The sequence below is a fragment of the Patulibacter sp. NPDC049589 genome (assembly GCF_040675535.1).
Taxonomy (GTDB): Bacteria; Actinomycetota; Thermoleophilia; order Solirubrobacterales; family Solirubrobacteraceae; genus Patulibacter.
On sequence record NZ_JBFAPC010000025.1, the window covers coordinates 1 to 17776 of the forward strand.

General features: G+C 73.1%; 15 protein-coding genes. 13 read left to right on the forward strand and 2 right to left on the reverse strand.

Going from position 1 to position 17776, the window contains the following annotated elements:
• Window positions 1-94 precede the first annotated feature (94 nt).
• The 4 genes from AB0L40_RS06835 (at window position 95) to AB0L40_RS06850 (ending at window position 3124) form a co-directional block, all read left to right on the forward strand.
• Window positions 95-985 carry a hypothetical protein gene (locus AB0L40_RS06835; RefSeq protein ID WP_364351158.1) on the forward strand — a complete coding sequence of 297 codons (891 nt, stop codon included), beginning with the start codon at window positions 95-97 and terminating at the stop codon, window positions 983-985.
• A 175-nt stretch (window positions 986-1160) separates the two neighbouring features.
• Complete coding sequence (locus tag AB0L40_RS06840) at window positions 1161-1919, forward strand: hypothetical protein (RefSeq protein WP_364351160.1); 759 nt, start codon at window positions 1161-1163, stop codon at window positions 1917-1919.
• A gap of 33 nt (window positions 1920-1952) precedes the next feature.
• Complete coding sequence (locus AB0L40_RS06845; protein WP_364351162.1) at window positions 1953-2822, forward strand: MotA/TolQ/ExbB proton channel family protein; 870 nt, start codon at window positions 1953-1955, stop codon at window positions 2820-2822.
• Window positions 2819-3124: a DUF2149 domain-containing protein gene (locus tag AB0L40_RS06850; RefSeq protein ID WP_364351165.1), complete on the forward strand. Its 306-nt coding sequence runs from the start codon at window positions 2819-2821 to the stop codon at window positions 3122-3124. Before AB0L40_RS06845 ends, AB0L40_RS06850 begins: the two co-directional genes overlap by 4 nt.
• 31 nt (window positions 3125-3155) lie before the next feature.
• Here the strand turns inward: AB0L40_RS06850 and AB0L40_RS06855 are convergent, their stop codons facing one another.
• On the reverse strand, window positions 3156-3572 hold the full coding sequence (locus AB0L40_RS06855; RefSeq protein WP_364351168.1) for a hypothetical protein: 417 nt from the start codon (window positions 3570-3572) through the stop codon (window positions 3156-3158).
• Between the two features lie 154 nt (window positions 3573-3726).
• Here AB0L40_RS06855 and AB0L40_RS06860 point away from each other — a divergent pair, with 154 nt between their 5' ends.
• From AB0L40_RS06860 to AB0L40_RS06900, 9 genes are all read left to right on the forward strand, one after another.
• Complete coding sequence (locus AB0L40_RS06860) at window positions 3727-4944, forward strand: TetR/AcrR family transcriptional regulator (protein ID WP_364351171.1); 1218 nt, start codon at window positions 3727-3729, stop codon at window positions 4942-4944.
• 345 nt (window positions 4945-5289) lie between these two features.
• Window positions 5290-6525: a hypothetical protein gene (locus AB0L40_RS06865; protein WP_364351174.1), complete on the forward strand. Its 1236-nt coding sequence runs from the start codon at window positions 5290-5292 to the stop codon at window positions 6523-6525.
• Window positions 6526-6660: 135 nt separating this feature from the next.
• Window positions 6661-7320: a hypothetical protein gene (locus AB0L40_RS06870; RefSeq protein ID WP_364351177.1), complete on the forward strand. Its 660-nt coding sequence runs from the start codon at window positions 6661-6663 to the stop codon at window positions 7318-7320.
• A 336-nt stretch (window positions 7321-7656) separates the two neighbouring features.
• Window positions 7657-9678: a hypothetical protein gene (locus tag AB0L40_RS06875; protein WP_364351180.1), complete on the forward strand. Its 2022-nt coding sequence runs from the start codon at window positions 7657-7659 to the stop codon at window positions 9676-9678.
• A 419-nt stretch (window positions 9679-10097) separates the two neighbouring features.
• Window positions 10098-11192 (forward strand): peptidyl-prolyl cis-trans isomerase, encoded by a 1095-nt coding sequence (locus AB0L40_RS06880; protein WP_364351183.1) that lies wholly within the window; start codon window positions 10098-10100, stop codon window positions 11190-11192.
• Window positions 11189-12106, forward strand: a complete 918-nt coding sequence (locus AB0L40_RS06885; protein WP_364351186.1) for a hypothetical protein — start codon at window positions 11189-11191, stop codon at window positions 12104-12106. The genes AB0L40_RS06880 and AB0L40_RS06885 overlap by 4 nt, the downstream gene beginning before the upstream one ends.
• Before the next feature lie 39 nt (window positions 12107-12145).
• A complete protein-coding gene (locus tag AB0L40_RS06890) occupies window positions 12146-13192 on the forward strand; it encodes a hypothetical protein (protein WP_364351189.1) in 1047 nt (348 codons plus the stop codon).
• 286 nt (window positions 13193-13478) lie between these two features.
• Window positions 13479-14159, forward strand: coding sequence for a TIGR00266 family protein (locus AB0L40_RS06895; RefSeq protein WP_364351192.1), 681 nt, complete (start codon window positions 13479-13481; stop codon window positions 14157-14159).
• A gap of 108 nt (window positions 14160-14267) precedes the next feature.
• On the forward strand, window positions 14268-17006 hold the full coding sequence (locus AB0L40_RS06900) for a class F sortase (RefSeq protein WP_364351195.1): 2739 nt from the start codon (window positions 14268-14270) through the stop codon (window positions 17004-17006).
• Window positions 17007-17009: 3 nt separating this feature from the next.
• On the opposite strand, the gene hemQ is transcribed toward AB0L40_RS06900, so the two are convergent.
• Complete coding sequence (gene hemQ, locus AB0L40_RS06905; RefSeq protein WP_364351198.1) at window positions 17010-17714, reverse strand: hydrogen peroxide-dependent heme synthase; 705 nt, start codon at window positions 17712-17714, stop codon at window positions 17010-17012.
• Between the last annotated feature and the right edge of the window lie 62 nt (window positions 17715-17776).

The window sequence follows — 17776 nt, forward strand, 5'->3', positions numbered from 1 at the left end:
GGGCGATATCCGGCGACCGCCAACACCTGCTCCGACGCCGGGCCGATTGGAGTCACCTGCGTCGTGAACGCCTCGAGCATCAGCGCCGGCCGTTGTGCCCGAGCGGATCGACGGGTTCCAGCGCGACATCGGGCAGGCGGCGGCGTTCGCGAAGGAGGCGACCACCACGGCTCCGGCGCTGCTGGTCCCGAAGTCCGATCCGGCCACGGCGCGGGCCGAATTCCTCCAGAAGGCGCCGCAGGTCGCGCTGTTCGTGCAGCAGTGGCCGGCGGTGGATCGGACGTTCTCCGATCTGCTCGGCACGATCGACCGGCAGCAGCCGAACTTCGCGGCGGTGCAGGCGCTGCCCTCGTTCCGGGCGTTCCCGTGGTTCTTCCTCGCGCCCGGCGTGCTGGCCGTCGTCCTCGCGCTCGGCGGCCTCGTCGCCGGGCGCCGGGCGTGGCCGCCGCTGCGCCGGCCGATCCTCGCGCTCGGCGTCCTGCTGCTGCTCGCGCCGCTCGTCTTCGGGATGTTCAGCCGTGCGCCCCAAGGCGAGCGGATGATCGACGCGTTCGCGCATCTGGAGACCCGCAAGCAGGTCCAGACCGTCCAGGGGCACTTCGGCACCGTGGCCATCGGCCAGGGCGCGGTCACCAACGACCTCGTCACGCCGTTGAAGGCCCGGGGTCTGAGCGACGAGGAGATCAAGGCGCGCCTGCCGGCGGCGATCACCCTGCGCGACCGCTGGACGAAGATCCTCAACAACATCACGCCGATGGTCGGGGTGATGAGTGACAACGTCGCGCGCTACGACGCCGTCGCCGCCCTGCCACGCTTCGGGCTCTTCCCGTGGCTCTTCGTCGTCCCGGGCCTGCTGCTGCTCGGCGCCGGCGCGCTGGCCGGCACGCGGCGCCGGCCGTCGCGTCCCGGACGCTCCGGCGCCGCGCCGGGGGATCCGTCCGGCCCCGATCCCGACCCCGCCGAGCGGGAGCTCGCGCTCCGATGAGCCTCGTCGCCCGGAGCCCCTCGTCCCGTACGGCGTCGCCGCGCGCGGTCCCGCACCGTCCCCGCGACCGTCGCGTCGCGACGCACCCCGCGCGGGGTGCGTCGTCCGGCGGTGAGCGCTGTCGGCCCGTCCGTCTTTCCGCCCCGCACCGTCCACCGAACCCGCAGGAGTCCCGATGACCGATCGCACCGCCCCCCAGAACCCCACGACCACGCGGCGTTCCCGCCGCGCGCTGCTCGCCGGCGTGACCGTGGCCGCCGTCGCCGGCGCGGCCCTGGCCGGCCCGGTCGGAGCCGCGAGCGCCGAGAACCTCGTCGGCACCTTCAAGGCCCAGAAGGGCACGTACAAGAAGTCCGGCAAGAAGGTCACGGCCACCGGCTCGTACTTCCGGATGATCTACCCCAACGGCAGCAAGGCGAAGGGCCCGTGGTTCAACAACACGGACTCCAAGGCCAAGGACAACACCTACACGCTGTTCAAGCCCGGCATCGACGGGGGCCTGCGTACGGGCCAGTACCAGGAGCATCCGACCCCGGCGTTCGACACGCGCGGGTTCGCGCTCGCCAACCGGATCGTCCAGCCGTTGCCGTTCGCCGGGATCAACTTCAGCCTCGGGACGGCGGCCAAGGACTACCAGAGCGGTGGTGCGGCGTCGGTCCCGAAGCTGACGCGGGGCAAGAAGATCAAGGGCACCACCTACCGGCTGACCGGGGACCTCCGCGCGTTCAACGTCGGCTGGAACAGCATCTACTTCAACCAGGGCACGCCGAAGGCCAACGGGACCCTGCCGGGCAAGACGTCGAAGCTCACGGGCACCTACGACACGAAGACGCACAAGTACGAGATCAACTGGCAGAGCCAGATCGTCGGCGGCCCCTTCAACGACTTCACCGGCGACTGGTACTTCGCCGGCAAGTTCGTCCCCGCGAAGTAGGTCTCGGATGCGCCCCCGCTCCCGGAGCTGTCGATGAGCCTGTCGGTCCTCGAGCCCGCGTCCTCGGCCGTCCTCGGTGTCGTGCCGGTCGCGGAGGGGGCGATCGCCGACGGGCTGTCGGGCATCGCCGGCTCGCTCGACGTCCCCGTCCACGTCCTCGTCCTCGTCGCGCTCGGCGTGCTCGCGCTCGAGGTCGGCCGGGCGCTGACCGAGACCTGGCGTCGCGTGCGCCCGGGCGCCCCGGGCGTCGAGCGCCTGGCGCTGCGGGCCCTGCAGTCGCCAGGCGACGCGGACATCCTCGCGCGCTCCGCGCCGAGCCCGATCTCCGAGCGGGCGATCCTCGGCCTCGGCGAGGCCGCGCGCACGCGTCCGGACGCCGCCGGCCGCGCCAAGGGGTACGAGAAGGCCCTCACGCGCTACGAGCTCGACGTCCAGCGCCGGCTGGACCGCACCCGCATGCTCGTGCGCTCCGGTCCGGCGCTGGGCCTGATGGGGACGCTGATCCCGCTGGCCCCGGGCCTGGCGGCGCTCGGCAAGGGGGACATCGCACAGCTCGCCGACGACATGCAGGTGGCGTTCGCGGCGACGGTCCTCGGGCTCGTCGTCGGCACGCTCGGGTTCGCGCTGACGCTCGTCCGCACCCGCGTGTACACCGAGGACCTCTCGGCGCTGGAGAGCGCGCTGGAGACCCACGCCGAGGCCACGGGCGCCTCGGCGTCCGGCGGCGGACCGGGCGGCGGCGGACCCGGGGGCGGGGGACCGGGCCACGACGGCGGGCCGGCGCCCCGCTCGGGCGTCCAGGCCGGCCTGCCGCAGACCGGCTGGATCGGCCGCCAGGTCCACCACGGCCCGGCGATCGAGCCGACCAACGGCTACCGGCCGAGCGAGGCGGTGTCGCGATGAGCCGCATCGGACTGGGCCGTCACGGCCAGCTCGACGCCGAGGCGGGCGATCCACTGGACGGCGTCGTCAACCTCTTCGACGTGGGCCTCGTGCTCGCCGTCGCGTTCCTCGTCGCCGGCCTCGGCCTGTCGAAGACCGACCTGACCAAGAAGCAGGACCCGTCGGGCCAGGAGAAGGCGCTGACCCAGCCGTCGACGCCGTCGAAGGCGACGGGCCGAGGGAAGCCGGTGGGGCAGGTCTACCAGCTCGACGACGGCTCGCTCGTTCTGGTCGACCCCAACGGCAAGCAGACGACGCCGTAGCGGTTCGCGTGTCGGCGGGTGCCGCGCGCGGTCAGCGACGGTCGTCGTCGCGCTCGAGCAGGGCCCGGAGCGCGTCGGTCTGGATCGCGTTGGTGTCGCTGACGCGCCGCAGCTCCTCGGTCTGCAGGTCGCTGGTCTCCCGGAGCGCTCGCATCTCGGCGAAGAGCTCGTCGGCGTGCCGCTCGCTCGCCGTGCGGGCGTCACGGACCTCGGCGAAGAGCTCGTCGGCGTGCCGCTCGCTCGCCGTGCGGGCGTCACGGACCTCGGCGAAGAGCTCGTCGGTGACGGCACGGCCGGCCCGCATCTCGGCCCGTGCGTCGGCCCACCGGGCGTCGCTGTGGGCCAGGGCCTCCGACCAGCGCTGGTCGCCGTGGACGCGCAGGATCCGGAGCTCCTCGAGCGTGTCCGCGATCCGTCGGTCGATCTGGTCCAGCTTCCGGTCGCTCATCGACCTCATGCTGCCGGACTGCGCGACGCGACTCAAGTCGCGACCGTGTCGACTCCGTGTCGAGGCCGCCCGTTGGAACGCGGGCCAACCGCTCTCCGGAAAATCTGCCGCATCGGATACTCCGCCGTCCGGGTTTCGTCGTTAGCATCGTCGTGTGTCCGTCGGTGAGCGCACAGACGTCCGTACCCCGGACCCGGTCGTCCCGGGCGCACTCGCCGACCCGGCGGGCCGGTCCGCTGCCGAGGCCGGAGGGGCGGGCCCCTCCTCCGTCGCAACCGTCTCCGCCCCCCGGTCGACCGCCGACGAGCGCCTGGCGGTGCTCGCGGCCCCGCGACTCCCCGCCGGCCACCACGGGCTGACGCGGCAGCAGGTCGCCGAGAGCCAGCGCACCCGGATCATGGCCGCCCTGGTCGAGTGCGTCGGCGAGATCGGCCTCGGCGACGTCGGGATCGCCCAGATCAGCGGACGGGCGGGCGTCTCGCGCCGGGCGTTCTACGACCACTTCTCCGGCAAGGACGACGCGTGTCTGTGTGCGTGCGACGTCGAGACCGACCGATTGCTGAGCGCGCTGACCGCCGCCGCCGTCGGGACGACCGGCCTCGACGTCGCGATCCGCGCGGCGCTCGACGTCGTCCTGCGGACCTTCGCCGCGGACCCGCCGCTCGGCCGCCTGCTCGTCGTCGAGCCGCTGCGCACCGGCCGCCCGCTGCTGGACCGCCGGGACACGCGGATGGCGGAGCTCGCCCGGCTCCTCGAGGACGCGGCCGTCGCCTTCGGCGGCGAGCGCCCCCGGCCGCTGGTCGCCCAGGCCCTGGTGGCCGCCACGTACGACGCGATCTACCAGCGGCTCGCGGTCGGCTCGCCGTCGACGCTGCCGGAGCTCCTCGACGACCTGCACCGCCTCTTCGTCGTGCAGCTGCGCCCCGCGGACGACGTCCCGCTCGCGGCCCGCGCGCCGCTGGACCCCGCGGACGCGATGCTCGCCCAGTACCGGATCGTGCTGGACCGCGTCTACGCCGGCAGCCGCGACCTGCTGGTGCGCGCCCCGACGTGGCAGGCGGCGCTCTACCAGGCCGTCCGCGCCTGCTACGTCCAGATGCGTAGCAGCCCCGACGCGCTGCAGACACACTTCATCACCACCGCCCGCGACGAGCGCGTGCAGCGCATCCGCGGCCGCCACCGCGAGCGCCTGCTGGAGCTCCTGATGGACGTCCGCGACGACGCCCCCGAGCGCACGCACGCCGAGCTGATGCTCACGATGATCCACGCCACCATGCGGGCGCACATCCAGGCGCGGGAGACCCCGCCGGACCTGGACGAGGCGGAGCAGACGTTCGCGACGCTCCTCTTCAACACCGTCCCCGAGGACTGACCCCGCACGACGCGGGGACGGGCGCTGCGGGGGGCCGAACGCCCGCGCAGGACCTCGCGGTCGACGACCCGCCGGGTCCCTGGACGGCCACGGCGCCTGATGGACGGACGTACGACCGGCACGGTCGGCGCCCGATCCGGCGCGCCTGCGCGGCGCCGGCCGACCGGGTCTCCCGATCGGTGGATCCCCTGTATCCACCGGCGGTTTCGGCGTGCCCGGGTGGGGGCGGCGACGCGCTTCGGGCACCCGAGTGCGGACAGCCGCAGGATGCCTTCAGAAAATCCCGGACCCTATTGAGACGCAAATAGGTAGACCCGATCAGGATTACCCTGTATAAACCTCGCCATGTCCCCTCGACGCACCAGAGACGAATCACGCAGGCCAGCCGCCGGAGCCCTCTGGCTCCTCGCCGTCCTGGCGGTCCTCGCCGCCGGCGGCCTGGTCTGGGCCGGCTCGGCGCTGTCGCCGACCGCCGCCCAGGCCGCCACGTCCAAGAAGGCCGCGAAGAAGGTCAAGAAGTCGACCCCGGCCTCGCTCACCGCCGCGGTCAAGGCCACGAACGTGACGGCCACCACGGCGAAGATCACGGCCACCGGCACGGTGAAGCTCCCCTCGTCGCTGAAGAACACGGCGAAGAACCGCAAGAAGGTCACGGTCCGCCTGCAGCTCAGCGACGCGGCGAAGAAGACCGAGACGCGCTACGGGTCGCTGACGAAGAGGCGCGGCTACACGATCACCCGTTCGGGCACGACGCTGCGCGGCACGCTGACGGCGAAGCTGCAGGTGCGGGTGAGCGGCAAGGCGTCGGGGAAGGCCGTGACGAAGACGGTCGCGGTCAAGGTCGCCGGCGGCAGCGGCACGGGCACGACGCCCGGGGCGACGACGCCGGGCACGACGCCCGGGGCAACGAATCCGGTGCCGGCCGACGCGCAGAAGCTCGTCGGCCTCTTCCGGCTCGATCCGGGCGTCCGCGACCAGACGACGGGCAAGCACTCCGGATCGTATTTCCGGATGGGGTATCGCGCCGGCGGCGATCCCAGCGAGCCGTTCCAGTGGATCCTCAACGCGACCTCGCGCTCGAGCGACCCGAGCTACACCCTGCTGCGGCCGGGCAGCGACGGCGGACTGGCCACCGGCCGCTACCAGCAGCCGGCTACTCCGCTCTACGACGACAGCGGCGTGCTGACCCAGAACATCGCCCAGCGCGAGCTGTTCTTCGGTCAGTACTTCACCGTCTTCACGACTGACCGCAGACTCGAGGCCGGCGGAGAGTCCTTCGTGTTCCCCGGGGGCGCGGCGGTTCCTGGCGGAGCGCCGGTGCCGGAGATCTTCTACAAGGACGGCAAGCTCTACGGCCAGGCAACGGCCTTCGTGGCCAACTGGGCGCAGACCGGGATCTTCGCCCAGGGCTCACCGAAGTTCGACGGCTCCCTGCCGGGCGATACGAAGCCGGTCGAGGGCACCTACGACCCCGCCACCCGCCGCTACACGATCCACTGGAGCAGCGAGATCGTCTCGGGGCCCTTCGGCGGCAAGACCGGGTTCTGGTACCTGAGCGGCACGTTCGAGCCCGCTCCCTGATCCCAGCAACATCCCGAGACTTCCCCTCTGAACGAGGAAGGCCCCCCACGGCGACGCCGGCAAGGAGACGCCGCGGGGGGTGGCATCCGGGAGCACGTTCGTGCTCCCGGCCAACCGACAGAAAAGGGTACTCCCATGAGGACCAGCATCAAGAACATCCTGGACGGCAAGCGGGGCCGCAACGCCGCGCTGCTGACCGGCGTCGTGGTCGCGCTCGGCGTGGCCGCCGGCCCGGCGAACGCCGCCAGCGTCAACATCCACGACGGCGCCCTCACGGGCGGCGGCGCGAGCGCGACCGGCTCGTGGCTCAAGCTCTACGCGGACGGCAACCCGAGCGCCGCGCTCACCAACGGGTCGTCGGTCTTCACCCCGCTGCACGCGGGTACCGCCGACGGCCTCAACACCGGCACGTTCCAGGGCTACGGCGCCATCGTCACGCCGGAGAACTTCTTCGGCGTGCCGTTCGACGTCAACACGCAGTCGGCTGACCTGTCATACGTCGGCGGGAAGTCGGCGGCGGCGCCGTACTCGACGCCATCGCTGACCTGGGGCACGAGCGCGCTGACCGGCGGCGACGTCGGCGCGTGGTCGATCCGCTACGGCACCGCGCTGACCGGCTACAGCTACTACAACCAGGGCGCGGACTACTCCGGCACCATCGCGACCGACGTCCTCACGGGCACGAAGTCGGGCTCGAACGTCACGCTCGAGTGGACGAGCGACATCCTCGCCAACTACTCCGGTGACTTCTTCGACGGCTACACCGGCCTCTGGCACATCGAGGGCGACGTCTGATCCTGCGCCGGCCGAGCGCCCACCTGCACGTGACGCGTCGATACGGCGCGTCGCGAGCGGGTGGGCGCTCGGCGATCGGTGAAGTCCGCCCGCTGATCAGCGGTCCGCAACCTGCGGGTCCCGCTGCATCGGGAGTGCGGACGCCGCCTGCGCCCTCCGCCGGCCGGGTCCGTCGTCCACACACGTCGCCGTCCGCCACCGCGGTTCCCTCCTTCTTCTCCATCCATGCCCTCATCGACGCCTAGGAGCGCCATGTTCTCGCCCACGCCCCCCGACCGACCGCGCCCCATCGCAGCGGACCGTGCCAACAGGCTGCTAGTCGCCTCCACGCTCGCCGTGCTCGGTCTCGCTGGCCTTCCGGCGCTCGCAAACGCCGGCACGCTCCGCGGCCTCGGCCACCCGTACGCGACCGGCATCGGCACGGTGGACAGCACCCCCCGTGGGATCGCGGTGCTCCCGAACGCCCCGGCCGACGCCACCGCTGCTGCGGCCGGTGACGGCATCTCGCTCGTCCTCACGCCCGGCGGTGTGTATTCCACTGGCTACAACCTGACGACCCCGACCGCCCTCGCCGGCCTCGGTCTCGGCGCCACTGCGACGTCGCCTGGAGCGTCGACGCTCCAGGCGGTCCCGGGCACCGCGGACGTCAAGGCAGTCGCCGCGGGGGGTCAGCGTGGTTCGCTGCTCCTGCACGACGACGGCACCGTCTCGGCGTTCGGCGCCAATATCTTCGGGAACGCCGGTGGCACGGTCGGCACAGCGATCGCGACGCCGACAACGGTCGCGGGGCTGACCGGGATCACGCAGGTCGCGGCCGGCCCCAACCACAGCCTCGCGCTCGACGGCGACGGCAACGTCTGGGCCTGGGGCCAGGTCGGCCAGCTAGGCACGGGCGGCACCGCGCCCAACAGCGTCCCGGCCAAGGTTCTCCTGCCGGCCGGCAGGAAGGCCGTCCAGGTCGCGGCCGGTGTGGACCACTCCCTCGCTTTGCTGGACGACGGCACCGTCGTCGGCTGGGGCGTGAACACCACGGGCGCGCTGGGCGACGGGACAACGACGACGCCTCCGACGGCGAGCCCCGTCGTCACGGTGACCGGCCTGGCGGACGCGGTCGGACCCAAGCGCGTCGTGCAGATCGCCGCGGGCGACCGCTCGAGCTTCGCGCTGCTCGCGGACGGTTCCTATCGCGCGTGGGGATACAACTCGTCGGGTCGCCTCGGCCTGGGTCTGGGCAGTGCGGGTCTGGACGCCAAGGTCACGACGGCTACGACGCGAGCCGCGACGACTGACGGCATTGCTGCTACCAGCTACCCGGCCTTCAAGCAGATCGTCTCCGAGAGAGCCGTGACCTACGCACTGACCACGGACGGGCGCGTCTTCGGCTGGGGCCAGAACAGCAACGGCGAGCTGGGCGGTCCGACTCTCAAGTGGCTCTCCGGTGCGCCGTTCGGCACGCCGGTGAGCGACGCGCAGGTCTACACCGAGGTGCCCCAGCCGATCCTCGGACTGACGGACGTGCCGTGGCTGGCCACGGGCGGCGCGGGCAGGCAGCAGATCGTGGTGAGCGAGCCGATCCTGCGGCAGCACGACTCATCGTCTCCGGTGTTCACGGGCCAGGAGGTCGGGACGATCAGCCCGGTTCAGAACGCCGCGGTCGCGTACTCGAACCAGGTTGCCTCCTCGATCACGAAGGTCTACCTCGAGGGCGACAACGCGAGAGACTTCCTCTTGCCTCGTGGTGCGGCCTCGGGTGATGCGGACATTTTCGTAACGAACTCCGACCGCATCACGGCGTGGCCGTTCACGCTGCCGGTCGGAAGTCAGCTGTACGTGCCCCTCCGCTTCGCTCCCGGCGGGGAGGGGCTCCGGACCGCGTTCGTCGTCGTCGAGACCGCGAACGGCGAGACGCTGCGCATCGCGGTGTCCGGCATCGGGACGCCGGCGACCGGCGGCCCGAAGGGCGACACGGGGACGAGCGGCGCAACCGGCGCGAAGGGCGACAAGGGCGACACCGTGACCGTCACGGTGCCCTCCGGCGGCACGATCAGCGTCGCCTCCACCCGCACGCTGACGACCGTCAAGCGTGGCAAGACGGCCAAGCTGCCCTTCGTGCTCCTCAACGGCACGGCCGGGACGCTGCCGAAGAGCGTCGCGACGGCCGGGCTGCCGACCGCTCTGCGTGCCACCGGCACGGCGCGCACGGCGATCCCGGCGCTCGCGTCCGGTACCGAGCGGGCGTTCTCCGTCCCGGTCCGGGTCGGCAAGCGCGCCGCGCTCGGGACGCGAAGGATCACGGTGACGATCAAGGTCGCCGGCAAGACGGTCCGGCGCACCGCGAGCCTCCGGGTGAGCCGGTAGTCGCCAACGCCGCGGGCCGGCGGCTGCGCGACGCCCCGGAAGGCCCGGGGCCGCGTAGCCGTCCGCTCGGCTGAGCAGGCACCGGATGTCAGCCGTCCGGGTCCGGAGCACCGATGACGGTTCCGATCCAGCAGATGCCCCCGACGACCGACGAGGACGCACCCACCGTGGGATTCAAGTCTGATCAGCAGGTCCTGAGGTCCTTCGGCCGTTGGGCCCGGCCGCGCAGAAGCGCGGTCCGTCGGGGGGCAGCCCGCAGACTCCGGACCGCCGGTGTCGCGCTGGCGTTCGCGACGATCCTCGCGTCCTGTGGCGGATCTTCCGATCGTCAGGACGATTCCTCCGCAGCACGTGCGGCGACGGCATCGACAACCACTGCTGCGCCGCCGTCCACCGTCGCCACGATCGACGGCACCAGGGTGCCCTACGCCGCGTACCGCAAGGCGGAGGCGTTCGAACGTACGCTCACGACCGCGGCGGTGGCCGGGGTCTCCTCGGTGACCAAGCTCGGACGGCCGCGGCTGCTCACCCTCACGAACGCCCCCGCGGCGTGTGCCGAGGAGATTCGGCAGGTCGCCGGCGCCCCGTACTACAAGGCATTGTCGGGCCCGCAGCGCGAGACCGTCTGCCGCAACGTGCGCGCCACCCTGCGTGAGCGCTCCATCAACACCGTGCTCGCTACGCGGACGAGCCTGGCGGAGGCTCGCGCCAACCACGTGCGGGTCGCCGACCGCGACGTCGAGAGGTACCTCCGCAAGACACTGGTCCCGGCGATCGTCGGGAAGGCCTCGCAGATTCCTGCCTTCACGAAGATCACCGGCCTCACGGAGGCCGACCTCCGGCAGCGGGCCCGGGAAGACGTCACCTCGGCGACCCTGCGCCGTGCGATCGTCCGACGCCAGACCGCCAAGCTCGGCGAGGCCGACGTCCGCGCGTACTACGACCAGCACAGGTCGGAGTTCGTCGTCCCCGAGCGCCGGCGGGCACGGATCATCGTGTCGCGGACCGCCGCCGACGCGGCTCGAGCGCTCGCCGAGACCGAGGCCGGGACACCGTTCGCGCAGGTCGCGCGGGAGCGGTCCATCGACCGGAAGAGCGCCCAGCGCGGCGGCAGCATCGGCACGCACGCGAAGATCGAGATCGCCCTCGAGCTGCGGGAGGCCCTCTTCGGCGCGAGGAAGGGCGCTGTCGTCGGCCCGGTGGCCGCCCCCGGGGGATTCGTCGTGCTCCAGGTGCAATCGATCAAGCCGGCGCAGCAGTTGCCGTATCGCGAGGCGCGCACCGGCGTGCGGCAGGTCGTCCGGCAGAGCGACCGCGTCTGGCAGATCTGGCAGAAGCGGGTCCTGGAGCGCCAGGCCCGGACCGTCATCTGCGCGAAGGGCTTCAACGTCGTCGCGCTGTGTGGCAACCGCGGGCCGGAGGTCGCGAAGCCGAAGCTCCCGAGCCCGACCGAGGTGCTGGGCAGTGAAGCCGCCGACGCGGTTCCGGCCACGAGGACGCAGGAGCTCCCGTGAGCACGAACGATGCTCGTAGCGGCAGCGATGCCGCCTACGACCAGGCCCTGGCCCTCCGCGCTCGCGGCGACCTCGCGGGTGCCGAGGCTGTCCTCCGCCGTGCCGACGCGGCTGGGAACGGGCCATCGGCAAACCTGCTCGGTGTCGTCCTCGCCGAACAAGGGGCAGACCCGACGGCCGTCATCGAGGCGTTCCGGCGAGCCGAGGAACGTGGGCACGCCCCGGCGGCGTTCAACCTTGCTGAGCTGCACTGGAGCGCGGGCACGCTGGACGTCGCGGCAAAGGCGCTCGAGCGGGCGGTCGCGGCGGGTCTCGACGGTGCCGATGAGGCGCTGAACGCGTTGCAGTGGCACCGCGACACCCTGAGGCACGCCGATATGCCCGATGACGGCGCGTGGGCGCAGCCGCCCGATGGGCTGCCGGCACCTCTCGTGGCGCGGGCGCTGGTGGAGGAAGGCCGGTTGCGGGCGCGTGCCGGGCACGGGAACGGAGCCATCGCGGCGTTCGGTCGCGCGGACGCGCTCGGCCACCCAGGAGCCGCGCACGACCTGGGCCGCCTGTTGCTGGCCCGCGCCCAGAGCGCCTTCGATCCACCGGCCGACCCGTCCGAGGCCGCGGCGTTCTGGGTCACCAGCGGCTGGCTCGACACCCCCGACGCTCGCGAGGGCGCGGCGGCGCTCGGCCGGGCCGGAGACCGCGGGCACGCCGAGGGTGCGGCGACGCTCGCGCAGGTCCTGGCCGAGCGTGGCGACCGCCCGGGCACCGTGGCGGCGCTGCGGCGGGCGGCCGAGCTCGGGCACCGCGGGGCCGCCGGGGAGCTGGAGCGGCTGGCCCAGGAGGAGCAGCAGGCCGCCGGCGTCGAGAGCCCGGGGCCGCGCGTGCGGATCCGGCTGCCCCCGCGGCCGGAGTTGTGATCCCTAACGCCGAGAATCAAACCTGGAATACTGATCGGCATGTACGTATTTCAGGAGCGAGGGGCCTCGGAGCGTCGCGACGGGGGCCGCAGGCGTCTCGCCGGCCGGGTTGCGGCCGTCGGGCTCCCACTCGCCGTCGTGCTCGCCGCGGGTCCGGCGACGGCCGGCGCGGCCACGTCCGCGAAGGTGCGGCTGACGAAGGTCAGCCCCGTCGCCGGCGTCGTCGGGGTCCGCGGCCAGGTGACGCTGCCCTCCGGCGTCGCGCGGTCGCGCGCCCGGGTCGTGGTCTCCGTCTCCGGCGACGGGGCGGGCGGCAAGGAGACCGTGAAGCTCACGTCCAAGCGCCGCTTCCGCGTCGTGCTGCGCACCGGCCTGTCGGGCGCCGCCGTCGTCCACGCCCGGCTGCGGGTGTCCGGCAAGGCCACCGGCCGCGAGGTCCGCCGCAACGTCACGCTGCCGTCCTCGGGGGCCGACACCCCCGGCACCGGCACGGCGGCGGCGAACGGGCCGCTCGTCGGGCTCTTCAAGGTGACGGCGGGCAAGCTCAACTCGTCGGGCGTGTCCGGCAGCTGGTTCCGGATGAAGACGCCGACGGGCGACTACCTCGGCAACTACTCCTCGAGCGCGAGCGACCCGTCGTACACGCTCTTCAAGCCCGGCACCGACGGCGGGCTCGTGACCGGCGGCTACCAGGCGGCCCCGACCCCGGCGTTCGATCCCAACGGCAACGCGATCGCCAAGCGCATCCTGCAGACCGAGCCGTTCTTCGGCGTCCAGTTCGGCGTCTCGACCAACCAGCTGGACCCGCAGACGCAGACGGCCGTCCCGCCGCCGTCGATCATCGCCACGAGCGGCAAGCTCAGCGGGCAGCTGAGCTCGTGGGCGGCGCAGTGGAACACGCAGTCGTTCAACCAGGGCTCGCCGAAGCCCGACGGCAGCTCGACGGGCTTCACGCGCCCGGTCACCGGCAGCTACGACCCGAAGACCGGCAAGTACGTCCTCGAGTGGGCCAGCCTGATCGTCGGCGGTCCGTTCGACACGTTCGCGGGCGAGTGGCACCTCGAGGGGACGTTCGTCCCGCGCTGAGCCCGCGCGGGCGTCGGCGACCGGGGCTACAGTGGCCCCATGTCCCGACGCATGACGCTCTGCGCGATCTTCCCCTACGCCGCCGCGATCGTCGCGATGGCGCTGGGGACCTGAGCGGCGCCCCGGCGTCGCGCGCGCCGGTCCCCCTCGCCGCGGCCGGTGTCGCCCCGGCCGGCGGATCGGCCCCCGTGGCCGACCGGTGAACCCGCTCGTCGGGGGTCGCGGCCGGAGGTAGGGTCGGCGGACCCGGGCTCCCGCGCCCGCCACCCCGACCCCCGGAGTCCCCATGGACGTCACCACCCGGCACGCCCCGAGCTTCGCCGTCGCCCGCCTGACCCTCGCCCCCGGCGAGGCCCTGAACGCCGAGTCCGGCGCCATGATGGCCACGTCGGCCGGCGTCGACATCGAGGCGAAGATGCGCGGCGGCCTCAAGGGCGCGTTCAAGCGGAGCGTCCTCGGCGGCGAGTCGGTCTTCGTCACGAAGTTCACGGCCCCGTCGCAGGGCGGCTGGGTCGACGTGGCGGCGCGCCTGCCCGGCGACGTCGTCGTGCTGCCCGTCCACGGCGGGCTGAGCGTCGCGCGCGGCGGCTACCTCGCGGCGGACGAGGGCGTGTCGATCGACGCGAAGTGGGGCGGCCTGAAGAACCTGGCCGGCGGCGAGGGCGGCTTCCTCGTCCGCGTGACCGGCGAGGGCCAGGTCGTGGTCGCGGCCTACGGCGCCATCGACGTCGTCGAGCTGCGCGAGGGCGAGGGCTTCGTCCTGGACTCCGGCCACATGGTCGCCTACGAGGACGGCGTCCAGATGCAGCTGCGCCGCGCGGCCGCCGGCGGCCTGATCCAGTCCGCCAAGAGCGGCGAGGGCCTCGTCTTCGAGTTCACCGGCCCCGGTCGCGTGTGGACGCAGAGCCGCAACCCGGGCGAGTTCATCGGCTGGCTGACGGCCGAGCTGCCGTTCTCGCGCGGCTGATCCCGGGGCCCGACCGCGGCTCCGGCCGGCCGTCGTGGGGTGATCCACCCGCCGATCCACCCGCTGGTGGATGGCGGGGGGTCCGGCCCGTCCGGCAGACTGCACGAGGTGCGTCGCACCTTCCCCGCCCTCCTGCTCGTCCTCGTCCTCCTGGCCCTGCACTCAGGCGCGCCACCCGCGGGCGCTGCCGAGCCGCCGAACCAGAACGACCCGTGCTCGAGCGCCGGCCGCGACACCTGCGGCACGACGGGCATCGGCGCGTACAAGCGCTACCGCTACGGCGTCCGCTGGTTCGGCAGCTACCGCGGCGCGATCCCCGGCGTGACCCTGCCGGCCTGGTGCATCGACCTGCGGTTCTGGTATCCGTCGACCGCCTTCGCGTACGAGCAGCACAGCGCCGTCGGCCTGCGCAGCAAGGAGGGCAAGACGCTCTCCGCCGCCGAGCTGCGGCAGATGTCGTGGGCGATCTGGAACCACGGGCGCGGCAAGGCCGCCGGCGAGCAGGGCGCGGTCATGCTCTACGTCCACTCCCTGATGGGCGACGGCGCGCCGGGCGAGGTCGACCCGAAGGCGATCGGCGTCAAGGCCCGCTTCGACCGCATCGCCCGTGACGCCCGAGCGTACGCCGGTCCGTACCGGATCGAGGCGAAGGCGCCGAAGCAGGCCACGGCGGGCACGAAGGTGAACGTCACCGTCCGGGTGATCGCGGCGTCCGGCCGCGCCGTCCCCGGCGTCCGCGTCGACCTGCAGGGCTCCGCCGGCGCGGCCGGGCTGCCCGCGTCGGTCCGCACGAGCTCGAAGGGCAGCGCCACCGTGGCCGCGACCCCGAACGACGTCAAGGGCGGGCTGCGCCTGCAGCTGCGCACCGAGGAGCTCGCCGCCACCGCGCCGGATCTCTACGTCCCGACGAAGGGTGCGTCGAAGCGCAGCGCCCAGCGCCTCGTCGTCCCCGCGTCGACGACGGTCGCGGCCGCGACCAGCACGACGGTCGTCCCCGCCAAGCTCACCGTCACGACGGCCGCGACGCCGGGCGCGATCCTGCTGGGCGAGTCGAACCGCGACACCGTCACGATCGGCGGCGCGCCCCCCGGCTGGAAGGGCACCGTCACCGTCCGCGCCTACGGTCCGGCGCGCACCCCGGAGGAGCTGCGCTGCGACGTCCCGCCGGTGGCCCAGGTCTCCTACACCGCCGGCGCCGGCGCGTCCCCCGCGCCGCCGATCACCCCCGGCGCGGCCGGCTGGTACGGGTACCAGGTGACGGTCGACTCGACGCCCGAGGTCATCGGTCAGACGACGCCGTGCGCGGTCCCGGAGGAGCGCTTCCGGGTCGAGGTCCAGCCCGCCGTGCGCACCGAGGTCAGCTCGCTGGTCGCCGATCCCGGCGTCGCGCTGTCGGACACCGCCTGGGTCACCGGCCTGTCGGGTGAGCCCGCGGTCGTCGGCGCCAAGCTCTACGGGCCGTACCCGACCCGCGCGGCGATGACCTGCACCGACACGCCCGCCTGGCAGGGGTCGATCGACGTCCCCGGCGACGGCGAGTACCGGACCGACCCGGTCACGCTCACCGTCCCCGGCTACTACACCTACCGCGAGGACATCGCGGCGCAGGGCTTCGTCCGCGCGTTCCAGGCCCCGTGCGGCGAGACGACCGAGACGTCGATCGTCCGCGGCACGCCGGCGATCCACACGCAGATCAGCAGCCAGGACACCGCGGTCGGGACCGAGGTCACCGACACGGCCGTCGTCTCCGGGCTCGGCAAGCTGACCGCCCCGGTCGCCGTCGAGCTGTGGGGGCCGTACCCGACGAAGGAGGCCATCACCTGCGAGGGCACGCCCTTCTGGAAGGGCTCGTTCGACGCGACGGGCGACGGCAGCTACGTCACCGCCCCGGTGAAGCTCGCGCAGGCCGGCTACTACACCTACCGCGAGGCGATCCTCCCCGGCGAGGGGTACGCCGGCGTGCAGACGGGCTGCGGCGAGGCGACCGAGACGACGATCGCCCGCGCCACGCCGAAGGTCGTGACGAAGGTCTCGAGCCCCGTGGTCCGCCCGGGCTCCTCGATCTTCGACCGGCTCGAGGTCACCGGCCTGGGCACCACCCCGGCGTCCGTCGAGGTCGAGCTCTTCGGCCCGTTCCGCACCCGCGCGGCGATCCGCTGCTCCGGCACCCCGTTCTGGAAGGGCAACGTCGCGGTCAAGGGCGACGGCACCTACACGACGCCGAAGGTCACGGTGCCGAAGGCCGGCTTCTACACCTACCGCGAGCGGATCGCGTCCTCCGGCGTCAGCGCCGGCACGCAGACCGCGTGCGCGGAGGAGGCCGAGACCGCCCTGGCCCAGCCGCTGATCCCGACCGGCGGCGAGCCCGTGGCCTCGACGAACGTCGACGCGACGAAGGGCGACGGGGGCTCGCGCCCGACGTCGGTGCGCCTGGACCGCCTGAACGTCCGGGCGACGATCACCCCGGTGTCGATCGACGCCGACCAGGGCGTGCTGCACGTGCCCAACGACATCCAGCGCGCCGGCTGGTGGGCCGACGGCGCGTCGCCGGGCGCGAAGACCGGCGCGACGTTGATCGCCGGGCACGTCGACAGCGCGAAGAAGGGCGCCGGCGCGTTCTTCCGCCTGGTCGGCGCGAAGCGCGGCGACCGCATCGAGGTGCGGACGGCCGACGGGAAGACCCGCAGCTACCGCGTCACGGGCGTCCGCCGGGTCCTGAAGTCGAAGTTGCCGTCGAGCATCTTCAGCCGGACGGGCTCGCCGCGGCTGGAGCTGGTCACCTGCGGCGGGCCGTTCGCGAACGGTCACTACCGCGACAACATCATCGTGTCGGCGGCGCCGCGGTAGGGCCTACGGCAGGTCGGCGACCACGCCCGCGAGGGGCTTCTTGATGCCGGTGATGAACGGCAGCTCCTCGCGGGTGTGGCGGCGGGCGTCGGCGCCGCGCAGGTCGCGCATGAGGTCGACGATCCGCTCGAGCTCGTCGGCCTCGAAGGCCAGCAGCCACTCGTAGTCGTTGAGGGCGAACGCGCTGATCGTGTTGGCGCGGACGTCCTTGTAGCCGGCGGCCATCATGCCGTGCTCGCGGAGCATCTTCGACCGCTCGGCGGGCTCGAGCAGGTACCACTCGAGCGAGCGCACGAACGGGTAGACCGAGAGGTACTTCTTCGCCGGCGTGCCCTCGAGGTACGCCGGGACGTGGGTCTTGTTGAACTCGGCCTCGCGGTGCACGCCGATCGACGTCCACCACGGGTCGAGCGCCTGGCCGAGCTTCGTCCGGTTGAACGCGACCAGCGCGTCCTGCAGCGCGTCCGCGCTCGGCCCGATCAGCCACAGCAGTACGTCGACCTCGGCGCGGAAGCCGACCGTCGAGTACGCGCCGCGGAGGATCGCGTCGCCGCCGGTGATCGCGGCCTCGGCCTCGGCGGCGAGCTCCTCGCGGCCGGGGTCGGGGGAGGTGGCGGGAATCCCCGTCCCGACGCGACGGTGGCCCCGCGCGGCCTTGAACGACGCGTACATCGCGTACAGGTTCGTGTGGTCCGTCTGCGTGCTCATCGCGGCCGAGGATATGCCCCCGGGGTCGGACCCGGCGCCCCGCCGGACCGTCCTCGGGCGGC

What these genes read in the sequence shown, in the direction of transcription:
- AB0L40_RS06845 (WP_364351162.1), top strand. Translation starts at nt 1,953, where the DNA reads ATGAGCCTGTCGGTCCTCGAGCCCGCGTCCTCGGCCGTCCTCGGTGTC.
- AB0L40_RS06840 (WP_364351160.1), top strand. Translation starts at nt 1,161, where the DNA reads ATGACCGATCGCACCGCCCCCCAGAACCCCACGACCACGCGGCGTTCC.
- AB0L40_RS06870 (WP_364351177.1), top strand. Translation starts at nt 6,661, where the DNA reads ATGAGGACCAGCATCAAGAACATCCTGGACGGCAAGCGGGGCCGCAAC.
- AB0L40_RS06850 (WP_364351165.1), top strand. Translation starts at nt 2,819, where the DNA reads ATGAGCCGCATCGGACTGGGCCGTCACGGCCAGCTCGACGCCGAGGCG.
- AB0L40_RS06895 (WP_364351192.1), top strand. Translation starts at nt 13,479, where the DNA reads ATGGACGTCACCACCCGGCACGCCCCGAGCTTCGCCGTCGCCCGCCTG.
- AB0L40_RS06855 (WP_364351168.1), bottom strand. Translation starts at nt 3,572, where the DNA reads ATGAGCGACCGGAAGCTGGACCAGATCGACCGACGGATCGCGGACACG.
- AB0L40_RS06865 (WP_364351174.1), top strand. Translation starts at nt 5,290, where the DNA reads ATGTCCCCTCGACGCACCAGAGACGAATCACGCAGGCCAGCCGCCGGA.
- AB0L40_RS06890 (WP_364351189.1), top strand. Translation starts at nt 12,146, where the DNA reads ATGTACGTATTTCAGGAGCGAGGGGCCTCGGAGCGTCGCGACGGGGGC.
- hemQ (WP_364351198.1), bottom strand. Translation starts at nt 17,714, where the DNA reads ATGAGCACGCAGACGGACCACACGAACCTGTACGCGATGTACGCGTCG.